This is a genomic window from Nostoc sp. TCL240-02, assembly GCF_013343235.1.
Classification (GTDB): domain Bacteria; phylum Cyanobacteriota; class Cyanobacteriia; order Cyanobacteriales; family Nostocaceae; genus Nostoc.
Map to the genome: position 1 here is coordinate 3451628 of NZ_CP040094.1, position 25087 is coordinate 3476714.

24 protein-coding genes and 1 riboswitch are annotated in these 25087 nt (G+C 42.8%); of the genes, 12 read left to right on the top strand and 12 right to left on the bottom strand.

Features of this window, described 5'->3' with window-relative positions; translation table 11 throughout:
- Positions 1–49: 49 nt before the first annotated feature.
- Together FBB35_RS14760 and FBB35_RS14765 are read right to left on the bottom strand one after the other, a co-directional pair.
- Positions 50–559 (bottom strand): transposase, encoded by a 510-nt coding sequence (locus FBB35_RS14760; RefSeq protein ID WP_254625599.1) that lies wholly within the window; start codon positions 557–559, stop codon positions 50–52.
- Positions 560–595: 36 nt separating this feature from the next.
- Entirely contained in the window at positions 596–904 is a 309-nt protein-coding gene (locus FBB35_RS14765; RefSeq protein ID WP_174710258.1) for a transposase, read from the bottom strand.
- Between the two features lie 821 nt (positions 905–1725).
- Between FBB35_RS14765 and FBB35_RS14770 the strand changes: the two genes are divergently transcribed.
- Together FBB35_RS14770 and FBB35_RS14775 are read left to right on the top strand one after the other, a co-directional pair.
- Positions 1726–3543: a vanadium-dependent haloperoxidase gene (locus FBB35_RS14770; RefSeq protein WP_174710260.1), complete on the top strand. Its 1818-nt coding sequence runs from the start codon at positions 1726–1728 to the stop codon at positions 3541–3543.
- Between the two features lie 440 nt (positions 3544–3983).
- Positions 3984–5033 carry a cyanophycinase gene (locus FBB35_RS14775; RefSeq protein ID WP_174710262.1) on the top strand — a complete coding sequence of 350 codons (1050 nt, stop codon included), beginning with the start codon at positions 3984–3986 and terminating at the stop codon, positions 5031–5033.
- A 117-nt stretch (positions 5034–5150) separates the two neighbouring features.
- Here the strand turns inward: FBB35_RS14775 and FBB35_RS14780 are convergent, their stop codons facing one another.
- Positions 5151–5891 carry an SDR family oxidoreductase gene (locus tag FBB35_RS14780; RefSeq protein WP_174710264.1) on the bottom strand — a complete coding sequence of 247 codons (741 nt, stop codon included), beginning with the start codon at positions 5889–5891 and terminating at the stop codon, positions 5151–5153.
- 236 nt (positions 5892–6127) lie between these two features.
- On the opposite strand from FBB35_RS14780, the gene FBB35_RS14785 reads away from it, so the two are divergent.
- On the top strand, positions 6128–7084 hold the full coding sequence (locus FBB35_RS14785; protein WP_174710265.1) for an aldo/keto reductase: 957 nt from the start codon (positions 6128–6130) through the stop codon (positions 7082–7084).
- Here FBB35_RS14785 and FBB35_RS14790 read toward each other — a convergent pair.
- The 3 genes from FBB35_RS14790 to bcp all read right to left on the bottom strand — a co-directional run bounded on the left by FBB35_RS14790 (position 7032) and on the right by bcp (position 9555).
- Positions 7032–8240: a cysteine desulfurase family protein gene (locus FBB35_RS14790; protein WP_174710266.1), complete on the bottom strand. Its 1209-nt coding sequence runs from the start codon at positions 8238–8240 to the stop codon at positions 7032–7034. The two genes, FBB35_RS14785 and FBB35_RS14790, sit on opposite strands and share 53 nt — an antisense overlap.
- Positions 8241–8245: 5 nt before the next feature.
- Positions 8246–8872 carry a restriction endonuclease subunit R gene (locus tag FBB35_RS14795; protein WP_174710267.1) on the bottom strand — a complete coding sequence of 209 codons (627 nt, stop codon included), beginning with the start codon at positions 8870–8872 and terminating at the stop codon, positions 8246–8248.
- Between the two features lie 203 nt (positions 8873–9075).
- Positions 9076–9555, bottom strand: coding sequence for a thioredoxin-dependent thiol peroxidase (bcp, locus tag FBB35_RS14800; protein ID WP_174710269.1), 480 nt, complete (start codon positions 9553–9555; stop codon positions 9076–9078).
- A 131-nt stretch (positions 9556–9686) separates the two neighbouring features.
- On the opposite strand from bcp, the gene FBB35_RS14805 reads away from it, so the two are divergent.
- The 9 genes from FBB35_RS14805 to arsH all read left to right on the top strand — a co-directional run bounded on the left by FBB35_RS14805 (position 9687) and on the right by arsH (position 17207).
- Positions 9687–10562 (top strand): FAD-binding domain-containing protein, encoded by an 876-nt coding sequence (locus FBB35_RS14805; protein WP_174710271.1) that lies wholly within the window; start codon positions 9687–9689, stop codon positions 10560–10562.
- Between the two features lie 59 nt (positions 10563–10621).
- Positions 10622–11038, top strand: a complete 417-nt coding sequence (locus FBB35_RS14810; RefSeq protein ID WP_174710272.1) for a hypothetical protein — start codon at positions 10622–10624, stop codon at positions 11036–11038.
- 71 nt (positions 11039–11109) lie between these two features.
- A riboswitch (cobalamin riboswitch) is annotated at positions 11110–11236 on the top strand.
- Between the two features lie 40 nt (positions 11237–11276).
- Positions 11277–12767, top strand: coding sequence for a precorrin-3B synthase (gene cobG / locus FBB35_RS14815; RefSeq protein WP_174710274.1), 1491 nt, complete (start codon positions 11277–11279; stop codon positions 12765–12767).
- A gap of 55 nt (positions 12768–12822) precedes the next feature.
- Entirely contained in the window at positions 12823–13449 is a 627-nt protein-coding gene (locus FBB35_RS14820; RefSeq protein ID WP_174710275.1) for a precorrin-8X methylmutase, read from the top strand.
- A 2-nt stretch (positions 13450–13451) separates the two neighbouring features.
- Positions 13452–14156: a precorrin-2 C(20)-methyltransferase gene (locus FBB35_RS14825; protein WP_174710277.1), complete on the top strand. Its 705-nt coding sequence runs from the start codon at positions 13452–13454 to the stop codon at positions 14154–14156.
- A gap of 142 nt (positions 14157–14298) precedes the next feature.
- On the top strand, positions 14299–14625 hold the full coding sequence (locus FBB35_RS14830; RefSeq protein WP_174710278.1) for a helix-turn-helix transcriptional regulator: 327 nt from the start codon (positions 14299–14301) through the stop codon (positions 14623–14625).
- A 196-nt stretch (positions 14626–14821) separates the two neighbouring features.
- A complete protein-coding gene (arsB, locus tag FBB35_RS14835; RefSeq protein WP_174710280.1) occupies positions 14822–15883 on the top strand; it encodes an ACR3 family arsenite efflux transporter in 1062 nt (353 codons plus the stop codon).
- A gap of 37 nt (positions 15884–15920) precedes the next feature.
- Entirely contained in the window at positions 15921–16346 is a 426-nt protein-coding gene (arsC, locus tag FBB35_RS14840; RefSeq protein WP_174710282.1) for an arsenate reductase, glutathione/glutaredoxin type, read from the top strand.
- 174 nt (positions 16347–16520) lie between these two features.
- Positions 16521–17207: an arsenical resistance protein ArsH gene (gene arsH / locus FBB35_RS14845; RefSeq protein WP_174710283.1), complete on the top strand. Its 687-nt coding sequence runs from the start codon at positions 16521–16523 to the stop codon at positions 17205–17207.
- A 77-nt stretch (positions 17208–17284) separates the two neighbouring features.
- Here the strand turns inward: arsH and FBB35_RS14850 are convergent, their stop codons facing one another.
- The 6 genes from FBB35_RS14850 to FBB35_RS14875 form a co-directional block, all read right to left on the bottom strand.
- Positions 17285–17971, bottom strand: coding sequence for a PHP domain-containing protein (locus FBB35_RS14850; protein WP_174710285.1), 687 nt, complete (start codon positions 17969–17971; stop codon positions 17285–17287).
- Positions 17972–18457: 486 nt separating this feature from the next.
- Entirely contained in the window at positions 18458–19594 is a 1137-nt protein-coding gene (locus FBB35_RS14855) for an AIR synthase related protein (RefSeq protein WP_174710287.1), read from the bottom strand.
- An 87-nt stretch (positions 19595–19681) separates the two neighbouring features.
- Positions 19682–19888, bottom strand: a complete 207-nt coding sequence (locus tag FBB35_RS14860) for a hypothetical protein (RefSeq protein WP_174710288.1) — start codon at positions 19886–19888, stop codon at positions 19682–19684.
- 379 nt (positions 19889–20267) lie between these two features.
- A complete protein-coding gene (locus FBB35_RS14865; protein WP_114084820.1) occupies positions 20268–20870 on the bottom strand; it encodes a superoxide dismutase in 603 nt (200 codons plus the stop codon).
- A gap of 488 nt (positions 20871–21358) precedes the next feature.
- Positions 21359–22957, bottom strand: coding sequence for a bifunctional pantoate--beta-alanine ligase/(d)CMP kinase (locus FBB35_RS14870; protein WP_174710290.1), 1599 nt, complete (start codon positions 22955–22957; stop codon positions 21359–21361).
- A 256-nt stretch (positions 22958–23213) separates the two neighbouring features.
- Complete coding sequence (locus tag FBB35_RS14875; protein ID WP_174710291.1) at positions 23214–24326, bottom strand: septal ring lytic transglycosylase RlpA family protein; 1113 nt, start codon at positions 24324–24326, stop codon at positions 23214–23216.
- Positions 24327–25087 lie beyond the last annotated feature (761 nt).

Sequence of the window (25087 nt, forward strand, 5' to 3'; positions counted from 1 at the left end):
TAAAACCGGAAAATCCAGTACCCTCACCTTTATAGAACCCATTTGACATCTAAGAAGAGGCTGCAAGCCTCTGAAGCATTAGCCGAATGAAACAAAGATTAACCTTGGCAGTTGCATTATCTAGAGTTCTCTCAAAGTTCTTAACGAGAATTTTGCATCTCTCAATCCAAGCATTTGACCGTTCAATTACCCACCTCGCGGCAACCGGAACAAACCCAGATTTCCCTAATTCTTTGTTTTGTTGTTTTGATGGTTTTGCCGAAAGTTCAAACCTGATTTTCGTCATCATTTGGGGATAAACTTTTTCTAGCTCCTCCCTCAAATACTCAGGGTGATAACCGTGGTCTAGCAGAATGGTGATTTTGGGAATATTGACGGGTTTTGACTGGAAATAATCAATGTTTTTAGTCAACATCTCAATCAAACCCCTATCATCAGATACATTTGCTTTAGTGCAATGAGTAAAGAAGGGAAACCCCAGGGTATCAACGGCTAGATGTCTTTTAATGCCATTTGTCGAGAAAGTAGAAACAATACCCTTTCGATGTAATACTCGCATTACAGGTGTTTTTCACCGCTTGAGAGTCGATAATTATCAGCGTCGTCCACTTAGCTTTTTTTTTACCTGTTCACGCACTCGTCCATGTAAAACTCTCATCAATTCTTCTATCACTCCTTTGGCCCGCCACTGCTTGTAATGCCAATATACAGTCGAGTAGGGGGGCAAGTCCTTGGGTAAGTCTTCCCAATTGCAGCCATTCTTTAGTTGATAGAAGATGCCATCTAAGAGTTCTCTTTTTGTCCAGTTGGCGGGTCTAGTCTGTTTCTTAGCAGGCAATATAGTCGGCAGTAGGGGTTCGAGAATTTCCCATTCTTCGTCTGTTAGGCTGCTAGAGTACGGCATGGCTGCTGGATATGGCTTTTGCCGTCACTCTACTTCAATACAGTAAAAGATGTCAAATGGGTTCTATAAAGGCAGGCTTAGGGTGGGGTAAAACCTTTGTTCTTCAGCTATTTTCAGACTTGTGTATACACCGTAGCTGATAAATTGGGGGACAAAAACCTCTCAAACCTCAGGTATACTAGTATCTTCTAATACAACTGTTTTGACTATGCCTCTATCTTTTTTAAATACTAAGCACACAAAACTTATGTTTTACTAACATTAAGCTTTTCTAATATTATTAGAGCGGTGATATGTAAGCAGCGATCGCCTCTGATACTTCATCAAAATCCAGTGTGTCGCGTTTCATCCTCAGCCTCAAGCGCGAAAGACAACACTGTGCATGTCTTCCTATAAGGCTTTCACGCTATTGCTAAATTTCTTGTAAAAACTCTTGATTTTCATTACCGATTGTGAGAAAGTCTGATTTAACATCCAAAAACCACTGTAAGTCGATAGGTTTATCGTATTTTTGGTTCAACTAGAAGTAAGCTGTGCTTTAACCCCGAAAAGATGCTATCAGACTGAATACAAGTACAGAAGTATAACAGCCATCTGATCAAGGCATCATAACAGGACTGAATGTCTATACGGCTTTCAGGAGATCATCTTCTATGCAAGTTACCTTCCAGTAGAGTAACCACAGATTTCATCTCAAATTTGGTTAAATTGCCTTGCTTCTCTGGAGTTGGGTGTCTTATGTATGGCTAGTTGTTCTAGCTTTTCGATGCTCATCTCATGTATTCACTTATGACTATATTTTTGCCAGTGGAGAACATCTCATGCAAGTAGATCCTAATTCTCATCAAGGTTCCGAGCAAGATACTCAGGCTAATAGCGAAATAGAGAAACTGAAACAACCCCGTGTAAATAGCAAACGTTTTTTTGGTAGTCACGCCAGCAGACGCTCATTTCTCGGTCGTGCTGGTTTATTTAGTGCTGCTAGCGTTGTTGCAGGGGTTTTCGGTTCACCCTTCTCCTCAAAGAAAGGAGGAGATGTTGTACAAGCCACAGATATCAATGGGCGGTATAATCGACTGTTTGACTACAATAGATTTGTTGATAAAGCCTATCGAGTCCGTGTTGAAGCAGCCAGAGTTGAACGGAGTATTCCCATTCCGCCGCATCCGACTAACGGTGATGAGGAGCGTTATGCCAACAAAATCGGCTCTGACAGTAGGGGACTACCACACAATGGGCTTGGAGAAGTTAAGTTGGAAGCTTACAACTCTTTGACCAAAGCACTGGCAACCCAAAACCCGAATGATTATGAAAATATCATCTTGGGTGGCGGCAGAAAGCTGGTCAATCCTCAAGGTCCCCTGGCAATTAGTCTAGAAGGAATCAATGCAGCGCAGATAGCAGTGCCACCACCACCGGCTCTAGCTAGTGCAGAACGCGCTGCTGAAGCAGTAGAACTCTACTGGCAAGCTTTACTCCGAGATGTACCTCTTTCCAAGCTCCAAAACAATACTGACAACCCAAAAGTCTTAGCAGCTGTTGAAGACCTCAACAACCTGTCGGCCTTCCGAGGGCCAAAACAAAATGGGCGTGTCACCCCTCAGACTCTATTTCGTGGTAGCGTCAACTACGTCAATCTTTACACTTCAGGTATAACTACAAAATATGTTATTCCTCCAGGGGTACTAGATGGCCCTTACATCTCACAATTTTTGTTGCGGACTATTCCTTGGGGAACTCAGTCTGTTTCGCCGCTGATTCGTACTGCTCTTCCTGGTAATGATTTTCTACTCGATTTCCAGGAATGGTTGACTATTCAGAATGGAGGTAGTTCTGGAAAGTCTATTAAATACGACCCCAAAAACCGTTATATAGCTACAGTTCGGGATTTAGGTGAGTATGCCCATATTGGCGGCCCTACATACCTTGGAGCCTCCTTGATTCTTGGTAGCATCGGTACACCTTTGAATCCGGGCAATCCCTACGTCAGATCGAATACTCAAATTGGTTCTAATGCAACCTTTGCAGCAGGACATTTACAAGCCTTGCTTAACTTGGGTAGTTCACGTGTGATTCGAGCGTCATACTGGCAGAAGTATTATTTACACCGCATTCTGCGCCCGGAAGCTTATGGTGGGCTAGTTTACAACAACATTGTCAATAAAACTCAATATCCGATTAATTCTGAGGTCTTTAATTCCAAAGCTTTGGCTCAGACCTTTAGCACCTTCGGCACTTATCTATTGCCCCAAGCATATCCAGAAGCATCGCCAACCCATTCCTCCTATACGGGTGGTGCGGCTGCTAATGCTGGCGTTAATGTCACACTATTGAAAGCATTTTTTGATGAAAACTTTGTTATCCCCGATCCAGTAGTACCCGATCCCAATGATCCCACAAAAGTAATTCCTTATAGTGGGCAACCACTAACTGTGGGTGGAGAGTTGAATAAACTAGCAACTAACTATGCTATTGGTCGCGGTCACGGTGGTATTCATTGGCGTTCGGATGGTTCAGCTGCTTTGGCTTTGGGAGAAGAGATTGCTATTAGCCTTCTCAGGGATGAGAGACTGGGTTACAACGAAATATTCAATGGCTTCACCTTCACAAAATTTGACGGTTCAAAAGTCACAGTTTAAACCGATTTTCGGTATTTAATGATTTCAAAACTTTTGTAGAGACGCGAAATTGCACTGGGCTACGCTAATGTACCGTAATGTTTTCGCATCTCTATACCAAGATTCATGTATCTAATCAGTAACACCTGATTTTTATCACAAATGTTAAATTTAATACACAATAACTTACTTAGGATAGAGAATTAATGATTACTCTGGGCTATGGCGTTAAAAAACAGTACAAGCCCTGTACGCTGGAAATTCTACCCTCTCTAGTGCCAGAGTTAAGCTAGTACGCATCTAAATTGCACATTTTTTCGTTAAAACTGTCATTTGTCATTAGTTATTGACAAAAGACAACTGATAAATGACTAATGATAAAGGACGAATTTCACGAATAAATAAGCAATTAAAGTGCGTAACAGCCTAGCAATAATTGCAGTTTGCTCCAGAAGCTTAGTATGACAAAGGCATTCCCAAGCATAGCAAGGCGCTTGAAAAGTACAGGAATCAAGTTGTTGAAGATGGGAACCTTCCTAATAACCCGTTTTATTGCAAGCTGGAAACGCTACTTCTTGGGTGACACTGTTGATGTTCGCCCCTCTCCTTCTCCTTCCTCTGATGTCCGCCCTTCCTTAGCTGGCCCAGTCCTCAGCTTAGGCGGGGGTGGTCCCGATGTTGATGATGCTATTCAGTGGATGATTAACCAAGTTAGGGGAGGTACTAACACCGCTACCAAGGTTAATGTTGTAGTTCTCCGCACGAATGGTAATCACGATTACAATCGGCTAATTTCTGCCATGAAGGGCGTAAACTCTGTGGAAACTCTTCTGATTCGCAATAGACAAGAAGCAAACAAAGCTGATATTTATGAAAAAGTCAGAAATGCTGATGTGATTTTCTTTGCTGGCGGCGACCAATGTCAGTACATCCGCAATTGGAAAGATACCAAGCTTGAAGCTGCCGTTAAGTCAGTTTACCTGAAGGGAGGCGGCGTTGGTGGTACGAGCGCGGGTGCAATGATCCAAAGTGATTGTGTGTATGATGCTTGCGCTTCTTCAGAAAAAGGCATTGAGACTAGAGACGCACTTGAAGATCCTTACCGGGATATCACCTTTACCTACAACTTTTTCAATTGGAGTAATTTAAAAGGAACTATCGTAGATACGCACTTCGATAGGCGGGAAAGAATGGGTCGAATTATGGCTTTCATTGCCCGTCAAATTAAGGACGGTGTATCTAGCAGCGTTTTAGGCATAGCGGTTAGCGAAAGTACATCGGTTCTTGTGGATAAAAACGGTTTGGTGAAAGTTATGGGTAGGGGGGCAGCGTACTTTGTACTTGGTAATCACATACCGGAAGTATGCGAACCTCGAACGCCTTTGACCTTTTCTAATTACAAAATTTGGAGAGTTCGCAGCGGCGACACCTTTAACTTAAGAAACAGACCAACCTCTGGGTACTATCTCAGGAGTGTCAAAAGGGGACGGATTGATTCAAATCCATATTGATTTGGAAATTGGGAATTGGGAATGGGGAGTTAAAACTTGAAAGTTGAGCTTCTAAGGCTCAACTTCTAAGTTTTAACTCGCCCTCCTTCCTGCCCAATGCCCAATGCGCCTTTACTTTTACCAGGGAACTACGCCATTTTCATCAAAAAAACCACCGCTAGAACTATCATCAGGTAGTGTGGCAAGTCTCACTGCTGCGATCGCTCCTTGCTCAACGGTGCGGTATCCTTGGTATTGATTAATGTCAGTTGCTGTGAAACCAGGGTCAGCAGCATTAATTTTAATCGGAGTGTCTTTAAGTTCAGCAGCCAACAGAACTGTAATCGCATTCACTGCTGTCTTTGATGAGTTATAGGCAAGAAGCTTAAAATTAGCAAACTCATAATTTGGATCGGAGTTCTGAGTCAGAGAACCTAAACCACTTGATAAATTTACTATTCGCCCTGCTGTTGACTTCTTCAAAAGTAGCAGCAGGGCTTTTGTAACTGCAAACACTCCAAATACATTGATTTCATAAGTGTGTCGTAGTACTTCAATATCAACTTGACTGGGTGGAAGGCGATCGCCATCACTTACTATCCCGGCATTGTTCACAAGGATGTCAAGTTTTCCGAATTCACTCTCGATTTGTTGAGCCGTAGAATCGATTGTTTTTTGATCGATGACATCAAGTTGAATTGTTCGGGCATCAATCTCATTTAAACGAAGTTTATTCGCCGCTTCTTCACCACGTTCTATATCTCTTGAACCAACAAGAACAGTAGCACCTCTAGAACCTAATTGGCGTGCAATTTCATACCCAATACCTTTGTTTGCACCTGTAATCAGCGCAACCTTGCCTTTTAAATCTTCTGACATCTTAGTTTCTCTATTTTGATAAACACTGACAATTTTTACTATCTTTAAGCAAGTTTAGTGTACATGTAGTGTGTGTAGTGTATGTCAACACAACATTTAGGATTTAGTAATCCTAGAGAAGTAGTGATTGACTGTCGTTTTTCCACTAGTAGTGATTCACACCGCAGATAGCGGTTGAGAACATATTTGCGGCTTACACTAGCAAATGGCTCAAAAATCATTAAATAGATATAGATATGCAAACTAAACAACTTGGCAATTCGGAGCTTCACATTACTCCAATTGGCTTTGGTGCTTGGGCGATTGGTGGAAGTGGGTGGGCTTTTGGTTGGGGAGCGCAGGAAGATCAAGAATCTATTGAAGCAATCGATCGCGCTCTCGATCTCGGTGTTAATTGGATTGACACCGCAGCTATCTATGGGCTGGGACATTCTGAGGAGGTTGTTGCTAAGGCGCTCAAAGGTCGAACTAGTCGCCCCTATATTTTCACTAAATGCTCGATGATCTGGGATGAAAAGGGCGAAATTGGTCGCAGTCTGAAGGCCGATTCTGTGCGGCGGGAGGTTGAAGCTAGTCTGCGCCGACTCGACATTGAAACCATTGATCTCTATCAAATCCACTGGCCTAACCCTGCGCCAGAAATTGAAGAAGGCTGGACGACTCTCGCCAAGCTCAAAGATGAAGGGAAGGTTCGCTATATCGGCGTTTCAAACTTCAATGTTGAACAGTTAAAACGTATCCAGGAGACTGCACCAGTTACCTCATTGCAACCGCCTTATTCACTGGTTAAGCGTGATGTCGAAAACGAGATTCTGCCTTTCTGTAAGGAAAATAACATCGGTGTAATTGTGTATTCACCAATGCAATCTGGCTTGCTTACAGGAAAAATGACATCTGAGCGGGTTGCTAATTTACCAGATGATGATTGGCGTAAACAGAGTACTGAATTTCAGGAACCACGTCTATCTCGTAACCTGAAGCTAGTCGAGGTGTTGCAGGATATAGGTGATCAACACGATCGCTCCGCCGGTGAAGTTGCGATCGCTTGGACTTTGAACAATCCGGCGGTGACAGCTGCGATCGTTGGCGCACGCAATCCCAAGCAGGTGGAAGGAATCATCGCTGCTGGGGAATTTCGCCTTAATCAGCAGGAGCTAGATCAAATTGCTGCTTTCCTGCGCGAGAATCCATAGAAGAAGGCTGGCGTAAACTTTGAATGGTAGCGATCGCATGTTTCGCCACAATATCAATTTCCTCTTGGGTATTAAACCGTCCAATGCCAAACCGCACTGAAGCATAAGCCAGCTGTTGGGGGTTTCCCAGTGCTGTCAGAACGCTGGAGGGGGCAGTATTTGCCGAGGAGCAAGCAGATCCCGAAGAAACCGCCATTACTGGCTGCAATCCTAGCAAAAGTGCGGCTCCATCCACCCCCTCAACACTGATATTCAAGTTTCCCGCCAATCGCTGTTGAGGGTGGCCGTTGAGATGAATTCCTTCAAGTTGGGAAAGCTGTGACCACAAGCTTTGTCTTAACTGGGTTAGGCGTTGGTTTTCTGTCGCTTGTTCTGCCAAAGCGATTTCTACAGCTTTCCCAAAGCCGACAATTTGCGGTGTATACAATGTCCCAGAACGCATTCCCCGTTCATGTCCGCCGCCGTGCTGCTGGGGAGCTAGTTGTACTCTGGGATCGCGCCTGCGGACGTACAGCGCCCCAATTCCCTTTGGCCCAAATACTTTGTGTGCTGTTAGCGCCATCAAATCAATTTTCATCTTTTGCACATTGAGGGGAGTTTTACCAATAGCTTGAGCTGCATCGGTGTGAAAAATGATGTTGTAAGCATGGCATAGTTCCCCAATTTCAGCTATTGGCTGTAAAACGCCAATTTCGTTATTTGCAGCCATCACCGACACCAAAATTGTCTCAGGACGGAAAGCTTTGTTTAACTCAGTTAAATCAATCAGTCCATCTTTTTTAACTGGGAGAATAGTAATTTCAAAACCGAGAGTTTTTAAATAATTACAAGGGTCAAGAACTGCATTATGTTCAGTGGCAACAGTAATAATATGCTGACCTTTTTTAAAATAAGCCTCGGCAACACCTTTAATAGCTAAATTATTAGCTTCTGTGGCACCACTTGTAAAAACAATTTCTTCGGGAGTGGCATTAATTGCTGCTGCTAAAATCTCTCGTGTTTGTTTGACAGCAGCTTCTGATTCCCAACCATAAACATGACCAATACTAGATGCGTTGCCAAACTTTTCTGTGAAGTAAGGGATCATTGCCGCTAATACCCGTTCATCTACGGGTGTAGTAGCGTGGCAATCAAGATATATAGGGCGAATAGACATAATTATTAACTCAAACTTTGACTCAAATTTTTTAATACGCTTAGAACCTGATACAGTTCACTTTTCCGTTTCAAAAGTGTAAATTCATCAGACAACGCATACTTTGGTATATTTTGTTTAGTCAGTTTTATAAAAATGAAATGACTACCATTTGTTACTAATCCAAAAGTAGGTTTGTCTTGATTAGGATTAGCCAACATATAAACAAGTGCTTGAGGTACGCCTTCTAAAAGAGAAAAGCTAGACCTTTTAGATTCAATTACTAACAACCAGAATTGTTCTTGAATAACTAAAACATCAATTCTACCTCTAATGATTTCTCCTTCATCTTCCGCAGAAATTCCTATTGATTCCTCGCCTCTCATATAAAAAGGCTCATCATAAAATCCGGCTAAATTGAGTAAAGGAGATAAAACTACTAATTTCACCGTTTCTTCTGACAAAGGAGGACGCTTGACTAAGCGGAGAAAATGAAGTTTTATTCTGTCTAAATCTTGCTTTTCTAAATCTGTAATTTCCGGTAAATTTTCAAACCATTCCGTGAAGAATACCTCATCTTCGGCTAGCTGTAAACTAAATTTTTCCTCCAAATAGGCAAGCCCGACATTTTGTGCTTGGATAAATTGAACCATAATTTATGCAACTCTATATACTATCTAACTAAACAAAACCTAGTCCTGTTGGGCATAACGTTAACAATTCTTGTTCTGAGTAGACTCTTTGACTTGAATCATAGACAACACAAGACCATTTTTTGGCAAACTTACACGCAAATAGCCATAGTTCCTCACTTATTGAAGTTTTGCTGACATTGATTTAAGACTCACTGAGAATTTTACGTGGCTGTTAATTCCTGTAATTTAGTTAAAACTGCCTGAGCATGACCTTTAGCTTTTACATTCGGCCAAGCATAGGCAATAATTTTATCAGGTGAAATGAGAAAAGTTGAACGAGCAACACCCATATATTCTTTTCCCATAAATTTTTTTAAGCGCCAAGCACCGTAAGCTTCTGTCAAAATATGTTCTGGGTCACTCAAGAGGGTGATTGACAAGTTATGTTTGCTGATAAATTTACAATGGGATTTACCCAAATCTGGACTCACACCTAAGATTTTCGCTCCCAGTTCGCTGAAGTCTTGATACAACTCGGTGAAATCTTTCGCTTCGGTAGTACAACCCGGTGTGTCATCTTTGGGATAGAAGTAGAGGATAACCCACTGACTGCTGAGGTCGTCAAGAGTGACTGAATTGCCATTTTGGTCAGGAGTGGAGAAATCTGGCGCTGGTTGTCCGACTTGGGGAATGTTGCTCATGATGGGTGTGAGAGATTGCAATCGTTTTAGAATTGTACATAACGTTAAGCTATTGAGCGATGCCTGTGGTGGTCACTGAGCTTTGTCGAAGTGCGGGCTACGCCTCCGAACCCATTCATAATTTGGTTACAATGTCTAAAGATATGCAACGCGAATTTACCAACCGCGATCAGTTGGTAGCCTACCTCCGCGAACAATTCCCAAGTGTAGCAGAACGCGATCGCCACATCAGCGAAACTCTGGGAGGACACATTGCAGCACAAGAAGCGCTGCAAAAAATCGACCCAGTACGGTACGCGCAAACACGTAATTTTTTCACAGGTGCAGTCACGCGACTTTCGCCTTACATTCGTTATGGCGTTTTGAGTTTGCGAGAAATTCGAGATTACATCCTTGAACGGGTACAGCACCAAAATGATGCGACGAAACTAATTAACGAGTTAGGCTGGCGCGACTACTGGCAACGGTTGTATGTAAAGTTAGGGGATAAAATTTGGAAAGACCAGGAAGAGTATAAAACTGGTTACACTATGGTTGAATATGCACTTGAATTGCCGCAAGATATCAAAGAAGGAACCACAGGCAGGGTTTGCATTGACAGCTTTAGCCGTGACTTAAAAGAAACTGGCTATTTACATAACCACGCAAGAATGTGGCTAGCTGCTTACATTGTCCATTGGCGGCGTAGTCGTTGGCAAGCAGGAGCCGAGTGGTTTCTCGAACACCTTTTAGATGGAGATCCTGCTAGTAATAATATGTCCTGGCAGTGGGTTGCCAGTACGTTTAGTCAGAAACCATATTTTTTCAACCGTGAGAACTTAGAACGCTACACTAAAGGCATTTATTGTCAAAAATGTCCCCTTTACGGTCATTGTGATTTTGAAGGCAGTTATGAAGAATTAGAACAGCGACTTTTTCCCAAAGGAGAATTTAGCAAACAAGCCAATAGCCAAAGTTGGCAACGTGATAAAAAAGGGAAGGGGAGTAGGGGGAGTGGGGGAGGATGAGGGGGACGAGGGGGACAAGGGGGACGAGAAAGATAATAATAACTCTTGACAAATAACAAATGACAAAACCAATTGTTTGGGTGCATGGAGACTGCCTCAGTCCATACAACCCTGTACTACAAAAATACCCCGATGCCCCAGCTATATGGGTTTGGGACGAGGCTTTGATAGATGAGTGGCAACTGAGTCTTAAACGCCTCACGTTTATTTACGAATGCTTGCTAGAGTTACCCGTTGTTATTCGTCGTGGCGATGTGGGACAAGAAATTTTAGCTTTTGCGAGAGAACATGATGCGAATTTAGTTGTCACAGCCAACAGTCCCAGTCCCCGGTTTGATGATATCTGCAATCAAATAGAGGGTTCTATAGCAGTGGAAACGTTAGAGGTCGAACCATTTTTTGACTATGATGGATATATTGACCTGAAACGGTTCTCGCGCTATTGGAAAGTGGCTCAAAATTATGTTTTTGAATAGCTAAATTAGCGATCGCTTATTCTAACAACAGACCAAGATTTTGCGATCGCTACTCCAACTATTAAATTTTCTGACTACCTTCTCGTGCTAGCTTATTAAAGCTTGATGTTGGGAAACTCCGGTGAAATTCCGGGACTGTGCCGCAGCTGTGATGGGATCACCCAAGTCAGAATGCCAACTCTCAAGATGTCACACTCACCATCTACTCCCTGCGTTGCACGGGGAAGGAGTTCCAAGTTTGCTTTCTGGATTTGCCACTTGTCCTGGCTTGTTTTATGCTACACCCGCCGCCGATGGTATACTATCTCGCATTAGAATACCAGGTGGAATTATTAGTAGTCAGCAGTGCCGTGCGATCGCAGATATAGCAGACCAGCATGGTGGTGGCTATGTTGATGTCACTAATCGAGCTAACCTACAAGTCCGCGAAATTCGCACGGGGATAAATAGTGAGGTTTTGCAGCATTTACAGGATATGGGATTGGGTTCTCGCAATTCTGTTGTAGATCATATCCGTAATATTATGACCAGCCCAACTGCTGGTATTGACCCGCAAGAATTAATCGACACTCGCCCGTTTGTGCAAGATTGGGATAATTATATTGCTGCACATCCGGCGCTTTCGGGACTCTCGGCAAAATTTAGCGTTTGCTTTGATGGTGGTGGAATTATTCGGGTGTGCGATCGCCTAAATGATATCCTATTTGCTGCTGTCTTAGTCGATGCTGATGTTTACTTCCGCCTCTATCTCAGTGTCGGCGCAAAGGGTCAACCGCCTAGCGATACGGGGATTTTGTTAACACCAGATCAATGTTTACCCGTTTTAGTGGCTTTAACAGAGGTCTATCTAGCTCATAGTAATACTACAAATAATCGTCGGCTACGTCTCTTAGAGTTATTAAATACTTTAGGTTGTGAAAATTATCTCCAAGAAGTTCAACAGCGCTTACCTTTCCCTCTTTTGTGCAGTGACCTAACCCCCCAACTCCCTCCCCTACGAGGGAAGGGGGAGGAATTCTCCCCTCTCCTGCAAGGAGAGGGGCTGGGGGAGAGGTCAGATGCTAAATATCAGCATATTGGCATCCATCCCCAACGTCAGCAAGGCTTATTTTACATTGGTGCGGTATTACCTCTTGGACGGTTGGAGAGTAAGCAGATGAGGGGTTTAGCAGATTTAGCAGCAAAATATGGTAGAGGCACTCTTCGGTTAACCCCCTGGCAAAATTTGCTGCTAACAGATATTCCTCAGCAATGGGTTGCTGATGTTCAAAGTGAAATTGCTTTCTTAGGATTAGATGCCTCAGCAACTAACATCAAGAGTGCGTTAATTGCCTGTTCTGGAAACAAAGGTTGTGCCTCTTCTGCCACGGACACTAAAAGTCATGCGTTGGCATTAGCAGAGTATCTTGAAACTCGCGTTACTCTGGATTGCCCTGTTAATATCCACTTCACTGGCTGTGAAAAATCCTGCGCCCAGCATAGCAAGAGTGATATTACTTTGCTCGGTGTCAGCATTGAGGATGGCAATGGAACTGTAGAAGGCTATCACGTTTATGTTGGTGACAGCACGCATAAATTTGGACGGCAAATATATCAATATGTGACTTTTGCCGAACTACCTGCATTAATAAAGCGGATGCTAGATGTATATAAAATTCAACGCTTGAATCTCGATGAATCCTTTAGAGAATTTAGCAATCGATGTGCGATCGCTCAATTACAACTGTGATTCAATAAACACTTAGGTTCCCTTCTACCTGCTAAACAAATCAATCCAAAATCGAATGCCCGACTACATCCGAGATGCCAACGAAATTTACCGTAATTCTTTTGCAATCATCCGGTCAGAAGCAAACCTAGATATGCTGCCACCTGATGTAGCAAAAGTTGCAGTGCGTCTTATTCATGCCTGTGGGATGACGGATATTGTTACTGACTTGGGATATTCATCAACAGCAGTGCAATCCGCAAGGGCTGCGCTAGCAGAGGGAGCGCCAATTTTATGCGATTGTCGGATGGTTGCCGATGGCGTTACTAGGCGACGGTTATCTGCAAACAATCAAGTTATCTGTACCCTCAACGAGCCAGAAGTCCCAGAAATTGCCCAGCGTCTAGGTACTACAAGGTCGGCAGCAGCCTTGGAATTATGGCGATCGCACCTGGAAGGATCGGTAATTGCAATTGGTAATGCGCCCACAGCACTATTTAGACTCTTAGAAATGCTCGACGAGGGAGCTAAGAAACCTGCGATTATCTTAGGCTTTCCAGTGGGATTTGTCGGTGCAGCCGAATCGAAAGCGGCGCTGGCAGCAGATAGCAGGAATGTACCATTTTTAACATTACATGGTCGGCGCGGTGGAAGTGCGATCGCAGCCGCCGCAGTTAACGCCCTGGCAACGGAGGAAGAATGAATATGAAAACCAAAGGTTGTCTCTATGGGATTGGTGTCGGCCCCGGCGATCCCGAACTATTGACTCTAAAAGCACTGCGGCTATTACGTGCGGCTCCTGTGGTAGCTTATCAATCAGCCACAGATAAAGAAAGTATCGCTAGAGCGATCGTGGCGCAATATCTTCCTGGCAATCAAATCGAAGTGTTATTTCATCTTCCCCGCGCCTTAGAACCAGAAAAGGCCAAGTCTATTTATGACCAGGAAATTGAACCAATCGCCAATCATTTAGCCGCAGGTCGAGATGTGGTAGTGCTATGCGAGGGAGATCCATTTTTCTATGGTTCATTCATGTACGTTTTCACGCGCTTATCTGAAGAGTACCCAACAGAAGTTATCCCCGGAGTTTCCTCGCTGATGGCTTGTCCGGTAGCTTTGGGTATACCTTTCACTTACTACAACGATATTCTTACAGTTCTACCCGCCCCATTACCAGCAGAAGAACTGACTACACATTTGTTGATGACTGATGCAGCAGCAATTATGAAGCTAGGTCGCCACTTTCCCAAAGTACGGGATATTCTGCATAAATTAGGGCTAGCATCACGGGCAAGATACATTGAGCGGGCATCAACATCACAGCAACGTATGATACCCTTGGATGAAGTCGATCCAGATAAGGTACCTTATTTCTCAATGATTGTGATCCCAACTAAGAATCGACTATAAAGTTGTGATCTCCTCAACCCACTAAATCGACGTATTGATTGGGCTATTTTGGTAAAAGTTAGACTTACGTTTCTTTTTGCTAAAGGTCTCGTTTAACCTATGATTTAGACTTTAGCATAAAAAAATACTTCAAAAAAAATTGATGGCTCCAAATAGCACCTTTACTCCTGATGCGATCGCTGCTGGCTTTCATGCCCTATCCGATCCCCTAAGAATTCAGGTCTTAGAACTTCTACGCTCTCAAGAACTATGCGTCTGTGACCTGTGTGACCACCTGGGAACCACTCAGTCTAAACTGTCTTTTCACCTCAAAACCCTGAAAGAAGCGCGTTTGGTTCGCGCTCGTCAAGAAGGGCGCTGGATTTACTACAGCCTCAATCTGCCGCAATTTGTTGCCCTAGAGCAGTATCTAGCAGAATTCCGCCGCTTTAGCCCAATATTGCCTATTCGTCCCCCCTGCGAAACTTAAATATTCATCAATTTTTTTTGTAATATTTTGTTTAATTTTACTTTCATAGGCATTGACAAATCAATTTTTTTTGAAATGATGTGTATATACTCTTGATATAACTCACCAAATTTTAGATTTTCAATTTTGGATGTTGGATTGAATAATCTGAAATTTCTACTCTAAGCTCCTGCATTCATGTATGGGGTTAATTGTAATGAACAAAAAAACTGCAAAACGCCTCTCTTTTATTGACCGCTTTCTAACCTTATGGATTTTTTTAGCAATGGCCATCGGTGTTGGCTTGGGCTATTTCTTTCCTGGAGTAGAAGCGTTTATCAACCAGTTCCAGGTGGGAGCAACCAATATACCAATTGCCATCGGGTTAATTCTGATGATGTACCCGCCCTTAGCCAAGGTGCGATACGAAGAGTTAGGAGATGTATTTCGTAACGGAAAAATTCTTGGTGTGTCACTAATTCAGAATTGGATCATTGGACCAATTTTGATGTTTGCTCTGGCGGCTATCTTCTTACACAGTTATCCAGAATACATGACAGGATTGATTCTGATTGGATTAGCTCGTTGTATTGCAATGGTAGTTGTGTGGAGTGACTTAGCGCGAGGCAATACAGAATATACGGCTGGATTAGTTGCCTTCAACAGCATCTTTCAAGTTATCTTTTATAGTCCTTACGCCTGGTTTTTCATCACTGTATTACCCCCACTTTTTGGCTTACAAGGTAGTGTTGTGAATGTCAGCATTGCTGACATTGCTGAAAGTGTATTTATCTATCTTGGTATTCCCTTTTTAGCTGGATTTTTCACTCGTTTCTTCTTAGTAAAGGTGAAAAGTAAGCAGTGGTATCATGAGGAATTTGTGCCTAAAATCAGCCCAATCACGCTGATTGCTCTGTTATTTACAATCGTCGTTATGTTCAGCTTGAAAGGGAATTTGATTGTTCAGATCCCCATAGATGTAGTGAAGATTGCAATTCCGTTGATCGTCTACTTCATCATCATGTTTCTGGTCAGCTTTTACATGGCTTGGCGCGTTAAGACTGACTATTCTAGAGCAACAAGTGTCGCGTTTACATCGGCAGGAAATAATTTTGAACTTGCGATCGCAGTTGCGATCGCAGTGTTTGGGATTAATTCGGGTGTTGCTTTTGCCGCCGTTGTCGGGCCTCTGGTGGAAGTGCCTGTGTTAATTGGTCTTGTTAATGTTGCTTTTTGGTTTGAAAAACGTTATTTCACAACACCGGAATCGAGAGCCTGATAAGTTTAGTCCACAATATATTCGGAGGAGTTGAACTATGAAACGTGTAATGTTCGTCTGCAAAAAGAATTCTGCCCGTTCTCAAATGGCGGAAGGCTTTGCTAAAACCCTTGGTAAAGGAAAGATTGAAGTGATTAGCTCAGGCTTAGAAGCAAGTCAAGTCAGGCCAGAAGCGATCGCCACCATGAAAGAAATTGGTATCGACATTACCGATCAACACTCCAAACCCCTCAGTGATTTCCAAGCACAAGACTTTGATGTAGTGATTTCTTTGTGTGGCTGTGGCGTGAATTTACCGCCAGAGTGGGTTACACGGGAAGTATTTGAAGATTGGCAATTAGACGATCCAGCAGAACAACCAGAAATTTTTCCTAGAGTCCGCGATGAGATTAAAGAACGGGTGATTCAATTGATTGAGTCTGTGAATAAAGAAATTACACCTACTTCAATACAGTTCGGATAAGGTTTTTTGACGAAAATTCTAGATCGCAAAGACGCGATAAATCGCCGTCTTTACAAGAATAAGTCCTTTGTAGAGACGGCGATTTATCGCGTCTCTTGCCTTAATTTTCGATGTTGAATTGCGAGAAGCCCAAAGCAGATTTTTGCGAGACTTGGAGTAAAATAAGCAATTACCATGACGACATTTGACTATCCGCCCAGAATTTTGTTTTTGTATGGCTCCTTGCGTGAGCGTTCCTATAGCCGCCTCTTGGCAGAAGAAGCAGCACGCATAATTGAAGAATTTGGGGCAGAAGTGAAGTTTTTCGATCCCCGCGAACTACCGATTTACGGCAGCGTACCTGATACCCACCCAAAGGTGCAGGAGTTGCGTCAATTAAGCTTGTGGTCGGAAGGACAGGTATGGTCTAGTCCAGAACTGCACGGTCAGATTTCTGGCATTATGAAAAACCAAATTGACTGGATTCCGCTCAGTATCGGAGCCGTTCGCCCGACTCAAGGCAGAACTTTAGCTGTCATGCAAGTCAGTGGCGGATCTCAGTCTTTTAACGCTGTCAACACATTAAGAATTCTTGGGCGCTGGATGCGGATGTTCACTATCCCGAATCAATCTTCAGTGGCTAAAGCATACGAGGAGTTTAATCAAGACGGGACTATGAAAGATTCACCCTATCGCGATCGCGTTGTCGATGTGATGGAAGAACTTTACAAATTTACCTTGCTATTGCGTAACAAAGTTGATTATCTCACAGACCGCTATAGTGAACGTAAAGAAAAAGCTGCTAAAGAGACAATCATGATAGCTTCTCAAGCTCTTGAAATTAACTCTAATATAGCGTCCCAACACACTGGCTCGAAGTGAATCTAAAATCTAAAACCCAGAATAGAATAACCTCCTGGCAGATTTAACCAGGAGAGTTCAAAAAAATTGATTCATCTTTACAAGCGTTGTAGCAGGCTCAAACCGTGGGTGTCAGTACCACAGGTATTGAAAAGAAAGTATTCATCAGCCAACTTTTGCACTTGTTCTGATTCCAATACGCTGGGTTGCCAAGGGTTAGGGTTATTGTAGGCGTAGAAAGTTTCCACACCATCGATACCCTTTTGGGATGCAGCTGGAATTAAGTCAAAATGCGATCGCTTATAACGGGCTGGATGAGCCAGAACTGCTAATCCCCCAGCCTGGTGAATAGCGGCAATCACGTTACTTGCCTGATATTCTTGACCTGTAGTCGGCCTTCTTTGCAGATAGGGTTTCATGCTAGGGTGTTCGGGAGCAAAAGCGTAAGCCAAAATGTGAACTTCTATATCCAGAAGGTTCGCATTGATTTCCACGCCACTCCACAGGTAAGGAGTTGTTGCACCAGAATTACTCCACTTCCAATCTTCTAACCAAGCAAGGGCTGCTTGATAGCCCATAATACCATGATGGTCAGTGATCGCTAACCCTTTTAGTCCAATCGCGATCGCCTGCTCCATCAATCCACTCGGCTGCAACCTGCCATCCGAGTGGACAGTGTGCATGTGAAAGTTGAATAACCTTGGACAACTGTATGCATCAATGTTCTGGAATACTTGCTTCAAAAGTTCTGCCGAAGCAGTAGTCCGGGCCAAATTTACAGCCATAACCCCCTCTGAATAAAAATATATATTCTTAACACACTAAAACGCCCTATTTACAGATGAGAAATTTCCAACACTGTAAGTTAGTGTATTGGTGGCTACTTTCTCAGCTTTTTCAGCCAATTTTTCAATATGTTAAGACTACGTTAGCAAATCTTAACCTCAGTAGTCATGGGTAGTTTGAACTACTTTAAATGTAAGTAGTAAAAAATATTGCATATAAAATTTTATAAATACGCCTATACTATTTATGCTATGTAGTTTGATTTTAAAGGCTTAGGAGAATAATTTTCTCTAATCAGTCTGAGATTTAAATATATATCACGTATTAAAAAAATATAAACCTCAGTAATTATACTAGTTTTTATTTCATCTAGTAATCACTTCCGCGTAGGCGGAGCCCGCCGCAGGCATCGCATGAGTGAGTTTATAATAGCTCGCAGAAAATTAGCGATGTCTACGACGGGCTATGCCTACGCTTGCGGCTGATTATACTCCCCGCGCAATTCCAAAAGAATCTCCCTTCAACGTCACCCCAAGCGGTTCTACTACCACCTCGCGGCTAAGGGACGCTTCAACCTTGCCGACAATCACAGCAGTTAGCTGATGTTCTCTTGCGAGGATGACAATCCTTTCTGCATCCTGCTTAGATTCCGTATAGAATGCAAATCCGGCTCCGTAATTGAACACGGAAAGCATCGTCTCTGCCCCGCCCTCAAGATGACCCTCGACAAAAGTAAATATCTCCGGCACTGGGAGCATTGTTTCGATGACATATCGGAGCGGCTTCACCGACCGCATCAACTTTTGCCAACCATGACCGGTAATATTCTCAATCGCAGTGGGGCGAATTCCCTCGCCAAGCACCGCTTGTACAAGAGGCGTGTAGAGATATGATGCTGCATTCATCGCTTCCCAAAACTCTTGCCCACTTGGAAGTTTTGTTCTATAGCCATCAGGGAGAGACTCAGCAAGCTTTCGCAATGGGGTAAAGCCGTTCTCATGGGGGCCAGAACTCTCAACGAGAACAATAGTATTTCCGGCATCCAGGCGCGAACTATCAATGGGAGCGACACCAGGCGGCATCACGCCAAAAACCGAACCTGCAATATCAAGCCGCCCTGGAATCATCTTAGTTTTCAGTTGAGGCGTTTCCCCTGAAAGATAGACACATTTCACTCGTTTGCACCCCTCAACAACTCCATCCAGAAACCCATCAAGAAAAGCGGGGGTAAAGATCGTTTCAGGAGTACTTGATGGCAGATAAAGACCAAGAAGTAGAGTCTGCATCCCTGATGTTGCCGCGTCGTTTGTCAAACACGAGATGATCTTGATACCGATATTCCACCAGAATCGCCGAAGTTCTTCTTCGGAAAGGTCGTCAGGGCGGGTATCGTCTGCCGTTCCTAGTCCTTCAGGGACAAGTGTTAGAGAAAGTTCTGGAGTGCCCGCTTGAATAAATGGAGCGAGGTTGAAGCTGAAAGCGTTAGCACTTGCTCCAAGACCTGATGCGGGGACGGTACCATAGGCGCTTGCAAAGGTAAGCGTGCGTTTTGCAGCATCGATGAAGCGTCTTTTTGCGGCATCGAGAGTATCGTAATCGACTTGATCGAGAGCTTGAGCCATCAGGTTGCGTTTTAAGTTAGGAATGGAGATGCGATTAATAGCGTCTGTGCAAGAGTTAAAAGTTAGGAGAAGTCATAACTCCTCACTTTAAAATACCTCATCTTCAATACCGCGCCACCATTCACCCAAATTCATCAAGTCTTGGTAAATATCTTCTAATTCTTTGGCGTAGACATCGTTTGTAATGGTGGCTCGACGCTCTTGCAATTTCTTAAGGCGCAGTTGTACCAATACCCAAGGTTTAGTGATGCTATTCGTTGCTTCGATGTATTGCGCTAGTTCTTTGCTATCCATAATGTTTTATATTTTTAGGAATTACACGCTGTACAAAAGAATCATGTTGTGTATAAGGTAAATAATTGGTTTCAGATTTTTATTAATCATTTTTTGATAGTAATATAGATCCGCGTTGTAGGGGCAATTCATGAATTGCCCCTACAACAAATAGTTTTTACACTATCCATATTTAGTCGTTTCTGTCAATACATAACTCCTAATTTTGATGCCACTACTTTTATTTAGACGATGCCCATCCCACTACTGAAAAACAGAAAAGGGAGAAACTAAAAAGAATTTCTCCCTTTTGTGGTGGACTTTCTGCTTCAACTTTTGCAAATTAACTTATGGAGCAGCTTACTAAGAGGCATCGCACTCAGTTTAAACCAGCAATTAATTAAGCTTTAGCCAAGTTTTCAGCAGCAAAGTCCCAGTTAACCAAGTTATCTAGGAAATTCTTGATGAACGCTGGACGGGCATTTCTGTAGTCAATGTAGTAAGCGTGTTCCCAAACATCCAAGGTTAGGAGTGCCTTCTTACCATGAGCTAGAGGGTTTTCTGCATTTGGTGTTTTGATCACCTTCAGCGTACCACCATCATCAATTAGCCAAGACCACCCACTGCCAAATTGAGTTGCAGCTGCGTTAGAGAACTCTTCCTTGAATTTGTCGAAGCTACCAAAATCTTTATCAATTCTGGCTGCAAGATCGCCAGTGGGTGCGCCGCCACCATTTGGTTTTAAGGAATTCCAGAAGAAGGTGTGGTTCCAAACTTGAGCAGCGTTGTTGAAGATCCCTGCCTTAGAGGAGTCTTGGAATGAAATTTTGATCACTTCTTCCAGAGACTTATCAGCAAGTTCTGTACCTTCAGTGAGCTTGTTGAGGTTGTCTACATAAGCTTTGTGATGCTTACCATAGTGATACTCGAAAGTTTCAGCTTTCATGCCATTTGGCTCTAGAGCATTCTTGTCAAAGGGTAGCGGGGGCTGTACAAATACCATTGTGTGAAATCCTCTCTTTACCGGTTTCCAGTTTCAAGCTATTGCAGAAGCTTGGAAAATTAACAGCTTTTATTTTTAAGGTTTTATGCCTTTAATGATGGAACATAAAACTTAACATCGTCATTCTACTACCAAAGTGAAGATAAAGTGAAGATGAGAACAAAGTACTTCGCCGATAAGTCAAATCGCTATGAATTCACGGTTATAAATAAAAATGGCTAATATCTCGTAGCGAAAGTCCAATCTGTAATTAGCATTTAGCAATTAAAGTTTTAATACTTCTATCTTTAGTAGGATTAATTTCGATGTGGTAAATCAGTCGAAAGCGAGATGATTTAATACTTAAATAATCTAATAATCTTAAACTAGGTCTTAATAAATCACTAATAAAATTATCTTACTTTTAAATATTGTTTTGAGGATGGTAAGTGAATAATTACTCACCCACCACCCTTTGAAACTAAAAAGTTAACAGTAAATAGCGGTGATTAGCACTGAGATAAACACTGCTGGTAATAGTTAACAATTTGTGCCGTGACTTCAGACACATCCAAACCATCAGTTTGAACTTCAATGGCATCTGCTGCTTTTTGCAAAGGCGAAACTTTGCGTGTGCTATCTTTCCAATCACGTTCGGCAATATCCCGTTCTAGCTGCTCTAAATTGATTGCAGATTGACCTTGTTTGTGAAAGTCTTCCTGGCGGCGACGGGCGCGTTCACTCACAGAAGCAGTTAAGAAGATTTTGACTTCGGCATCGGGGAAAACGTGAGTACCAATATCTCGCCCTTCAGCGACTAAACCACCTTTTTTACCCCAGCTTTGTTGTTGTTTAACCAGTGCTTGACGGACAGCGCTTTGGGCTGCGATCGCAGATACTTGAGATGTCACCTCAATGGTGCGAATTACCTGGGTAACATCAGTACCGTTAATCCAAACCCGCACAGACGATTGTAAATCCTGGGTAGGAGTAAGTTCAATTTTACACAGGTTAGTTAATTCAGCGATCGCACACTCATCATCAATAGCAATCCCCTTTTGCAGTACAAGCCAAGTGACAGCACGGTACATTGCTCCTGTATCTAAATAGACTAAACCTAGATTTGCTGCCACTTGCCGCGCCACTGTAGATTTTCCAGCCCCGGCGGGGCCATCAATGGCGATGATGGGTTGACGATCGCGCAAGATGATATTGTCAATCAAACGTGTAGAACCAAGACGGGCTGCGATCGCCAACATTCCTTCCTCCTCAACTTTTTCTAAAGACATCAACGTAGTCGGATCAACTAATTCAATATATTCCACTAAAATCGTGCTGACTATTGCCACTTCTTGCTGTACCACTGCTATCAACTTGTTACTATTGCGATCGCCTGCAATAAATGCAGCTTCAGCCCGTTGCAAGCCGCGATATAATGCTGCCGCTTGTTCTTTTGCCGTTGCAGTCAAATATTGATTACGAGAACTGAAGGCAAGACCCGACGCTTCCCGCACTGTTGGACAAGCAACAATTTCTACTGGCAAATTTAAGTCAGCTACTAAGCGTTTAATAATTGCCAGTTGCTGACCATCTTTTTGACCAAAGTAGGCACGGTCAGGCTGTACCAAGTTGAAAAGCTTGGTAACAATCGTAGCCACACCTTGAAAGTGACCCAGGCGAGAACGACCACACAAGCCTGTCATCATAGCAGATGGGGGTATAACTTGTGTAACCTTTGATTCTTGTATACTCTTCTGGGGAACTGCCATCTCTTCAGGAGTCGGTGCAAAAATGGCATCTACCCCAGCTTGTTCGCAAAGTTTTTGGTCTTGCTCTAAAGTCCGGGGGTAGCGTTGGTAATCCTCATTGGGAGCAAATTGCAGGGGATTGACGAAAATACTCACAATCACCGTAGAATTTTCTTGCCGCGCCCGTTGGATCAAGCTTAAATGACCTTGATGCAAATTCCCCATCGTTGGTACTAGACCGACTGCCGTCTGATACCAGCCAGTTATCTCATCTAGTCTTAGATCCTCAGTAACCGCGTTTTCTGAGCAGCGTTTAGTTAAATAGCAGCGTAAAGCTGCGACTGTTGTCAGCAGGCGCACAAAAATACCCCTAGTTCTTATCGATCCCTCCCCCGTTAGTTTATATCTGAAACAGAGGGAAGAGTTGATTGAACTAGGGGAATTAAGTGATACGGAACTGGGAATTGGGAATTGGGAATTGGGAATTGGGAACTGGGAATTGGGAACTGGGAATTGGGAACTGGGAATTGAAAAATGAGAGACTTTTTTAATAATTTTTCTTTCTATACAAAGTCTCAGTCCTAGTCACCAGTCACCAATCCCCAGTCCCTAATAATTATTTTCCCAAAACTTCAATATGTACTGGTGCAACACCACTACCCATCATTCCCAAAACTCGAGCCGCGCCAGCAGATACGTCAATGACTCGACCCCGAATGTATGGGCCTCGGTCATTAATTCGCAGCACTACAGAACGACCGTTGCGGGTATTGGTTACACGGACTTGCGTACCAAAGGGTAAGCTGCGATGAGCAGCAGTCATTGCTTCTGGGTTGAATCTCTGACCGCTTGCAGTCTGAGTACCAGAACCGTCATAGCCGTAATAAGAAGCCATGCCTCTCAAAGTGGCTTGCACTACTCCAACGGCAATCTGTTGAGGCAGCTTTGGTATTGAGACTGGTTGACGGACTGGTAGATTAGCAATTTCTTTTAGGGGAGATGCATTGCCAAGAAGTCTCCGCAGGCGATTAGTTGCTTGCAATGCATCTTCTGCCAAATTGTTGGTGGGATTGGTCTGTGCTAGTCGTGTAGCTTCGTTGATTTCGACCAATTCTTCGCCATTAATTTTGATTACATAGCGATCGCCATCTTGCTGGGAGGGAGCGCTTTTGTTTTGTGCTTGATTGGCATTAGATTTTTCCCCTGCTTTCCAACTGACGGTAATTTTACTGCCGTCTACACTTTCCCGATTCAACTGATTGATCTTAGCTGCTACTACACCAGCCATCTGAACCGGGTCATTGTCAGAGGAGCTAATCTGGTTACTCACATCTGTTACGTCGTCAGCATTCAGTGCCTTTGGTGAATTGCTAGCAGCAATAAGGGCGTACCCTTGTACGCCCCCAGTATTTCCAATTGCACCAACTTTTTTAGATTCAAAATTCGTATTTGATACAGAACTCAAAAAGGTGAGAACAGGTATATTTCGGATAAAAAGGGTTGCCGCCTTACGTCCTCTAATGTTGTGAGGATGAATTTCTGTAATCACAGCATCCAAGGTTTGTCTCCCTGTTCTGGATTGGTACTCTCCCACCTTAACCACATCAGGGGCAGGTGATTTTTGGGATGCTAGAGCATTTCCCTTGGTGGTTTGAGTACAACCGACTGAAGGTATGCCCAAAACAGCCATAGACAGGGCAACAATAATCCACAAATGTCTTTGATTCATGCGTCCGTTTTTGAAAGCGACTGTAGAACTTTAAGTTTTATAAATTGCGGGATTTTTCACTCGTAAAAGTGATCTCCCTTCTGAAAAACTCGAACTCGTTCCGTTTTCACTTTGTTATTTATAACTCGCAACAGACTAACACGAACCTTTTCGCTTGGGGATCAGGGTTTTAGCGTAATTATCGACTACTTAATCAAATTAAAGTTCCAAATTTAAGGTTGAAACCTTTCTCAAAGGCGGACTTTGGCTATGTAACGCTTTTTTCTGCAACTCAAAAATTTCTTAAAAAAACTTTACGCTTGTTGCACACCAAAGTAACGACACCCTATTGACTTCTGTTCTAAAGGCTCACTAATACTCGTGTATTTTAGATAACATGTATTTTCACTATTTCCTATAAGAAGATAATATAACTTTAATTAAATGACATCGGCATAAATACTTAAAATCGTTTATTTAATAAAATATTTAGATTTCCCCATGAATAAGTCGTGATATGAGTTACATCTACAATAATTATGCAAATTAGTTTGAGTTTAAGATGTTTTTTCTACTTAGATTAATCATGACTTTTATTCCCCATGACTAAACGTAGAAGAGTGATAAATATAACTTGCAATTACCGTATTACTGAGTATAAAATAAAGAAGTATACTCAACTTAATATTTCTTGTGATTAATGATGAAAAAATTAGGAAATCTTCGCGATCGCTTGTAGATCAACTTTTAGCGGTATCAAAAATAACAATAGCCATTTTTGG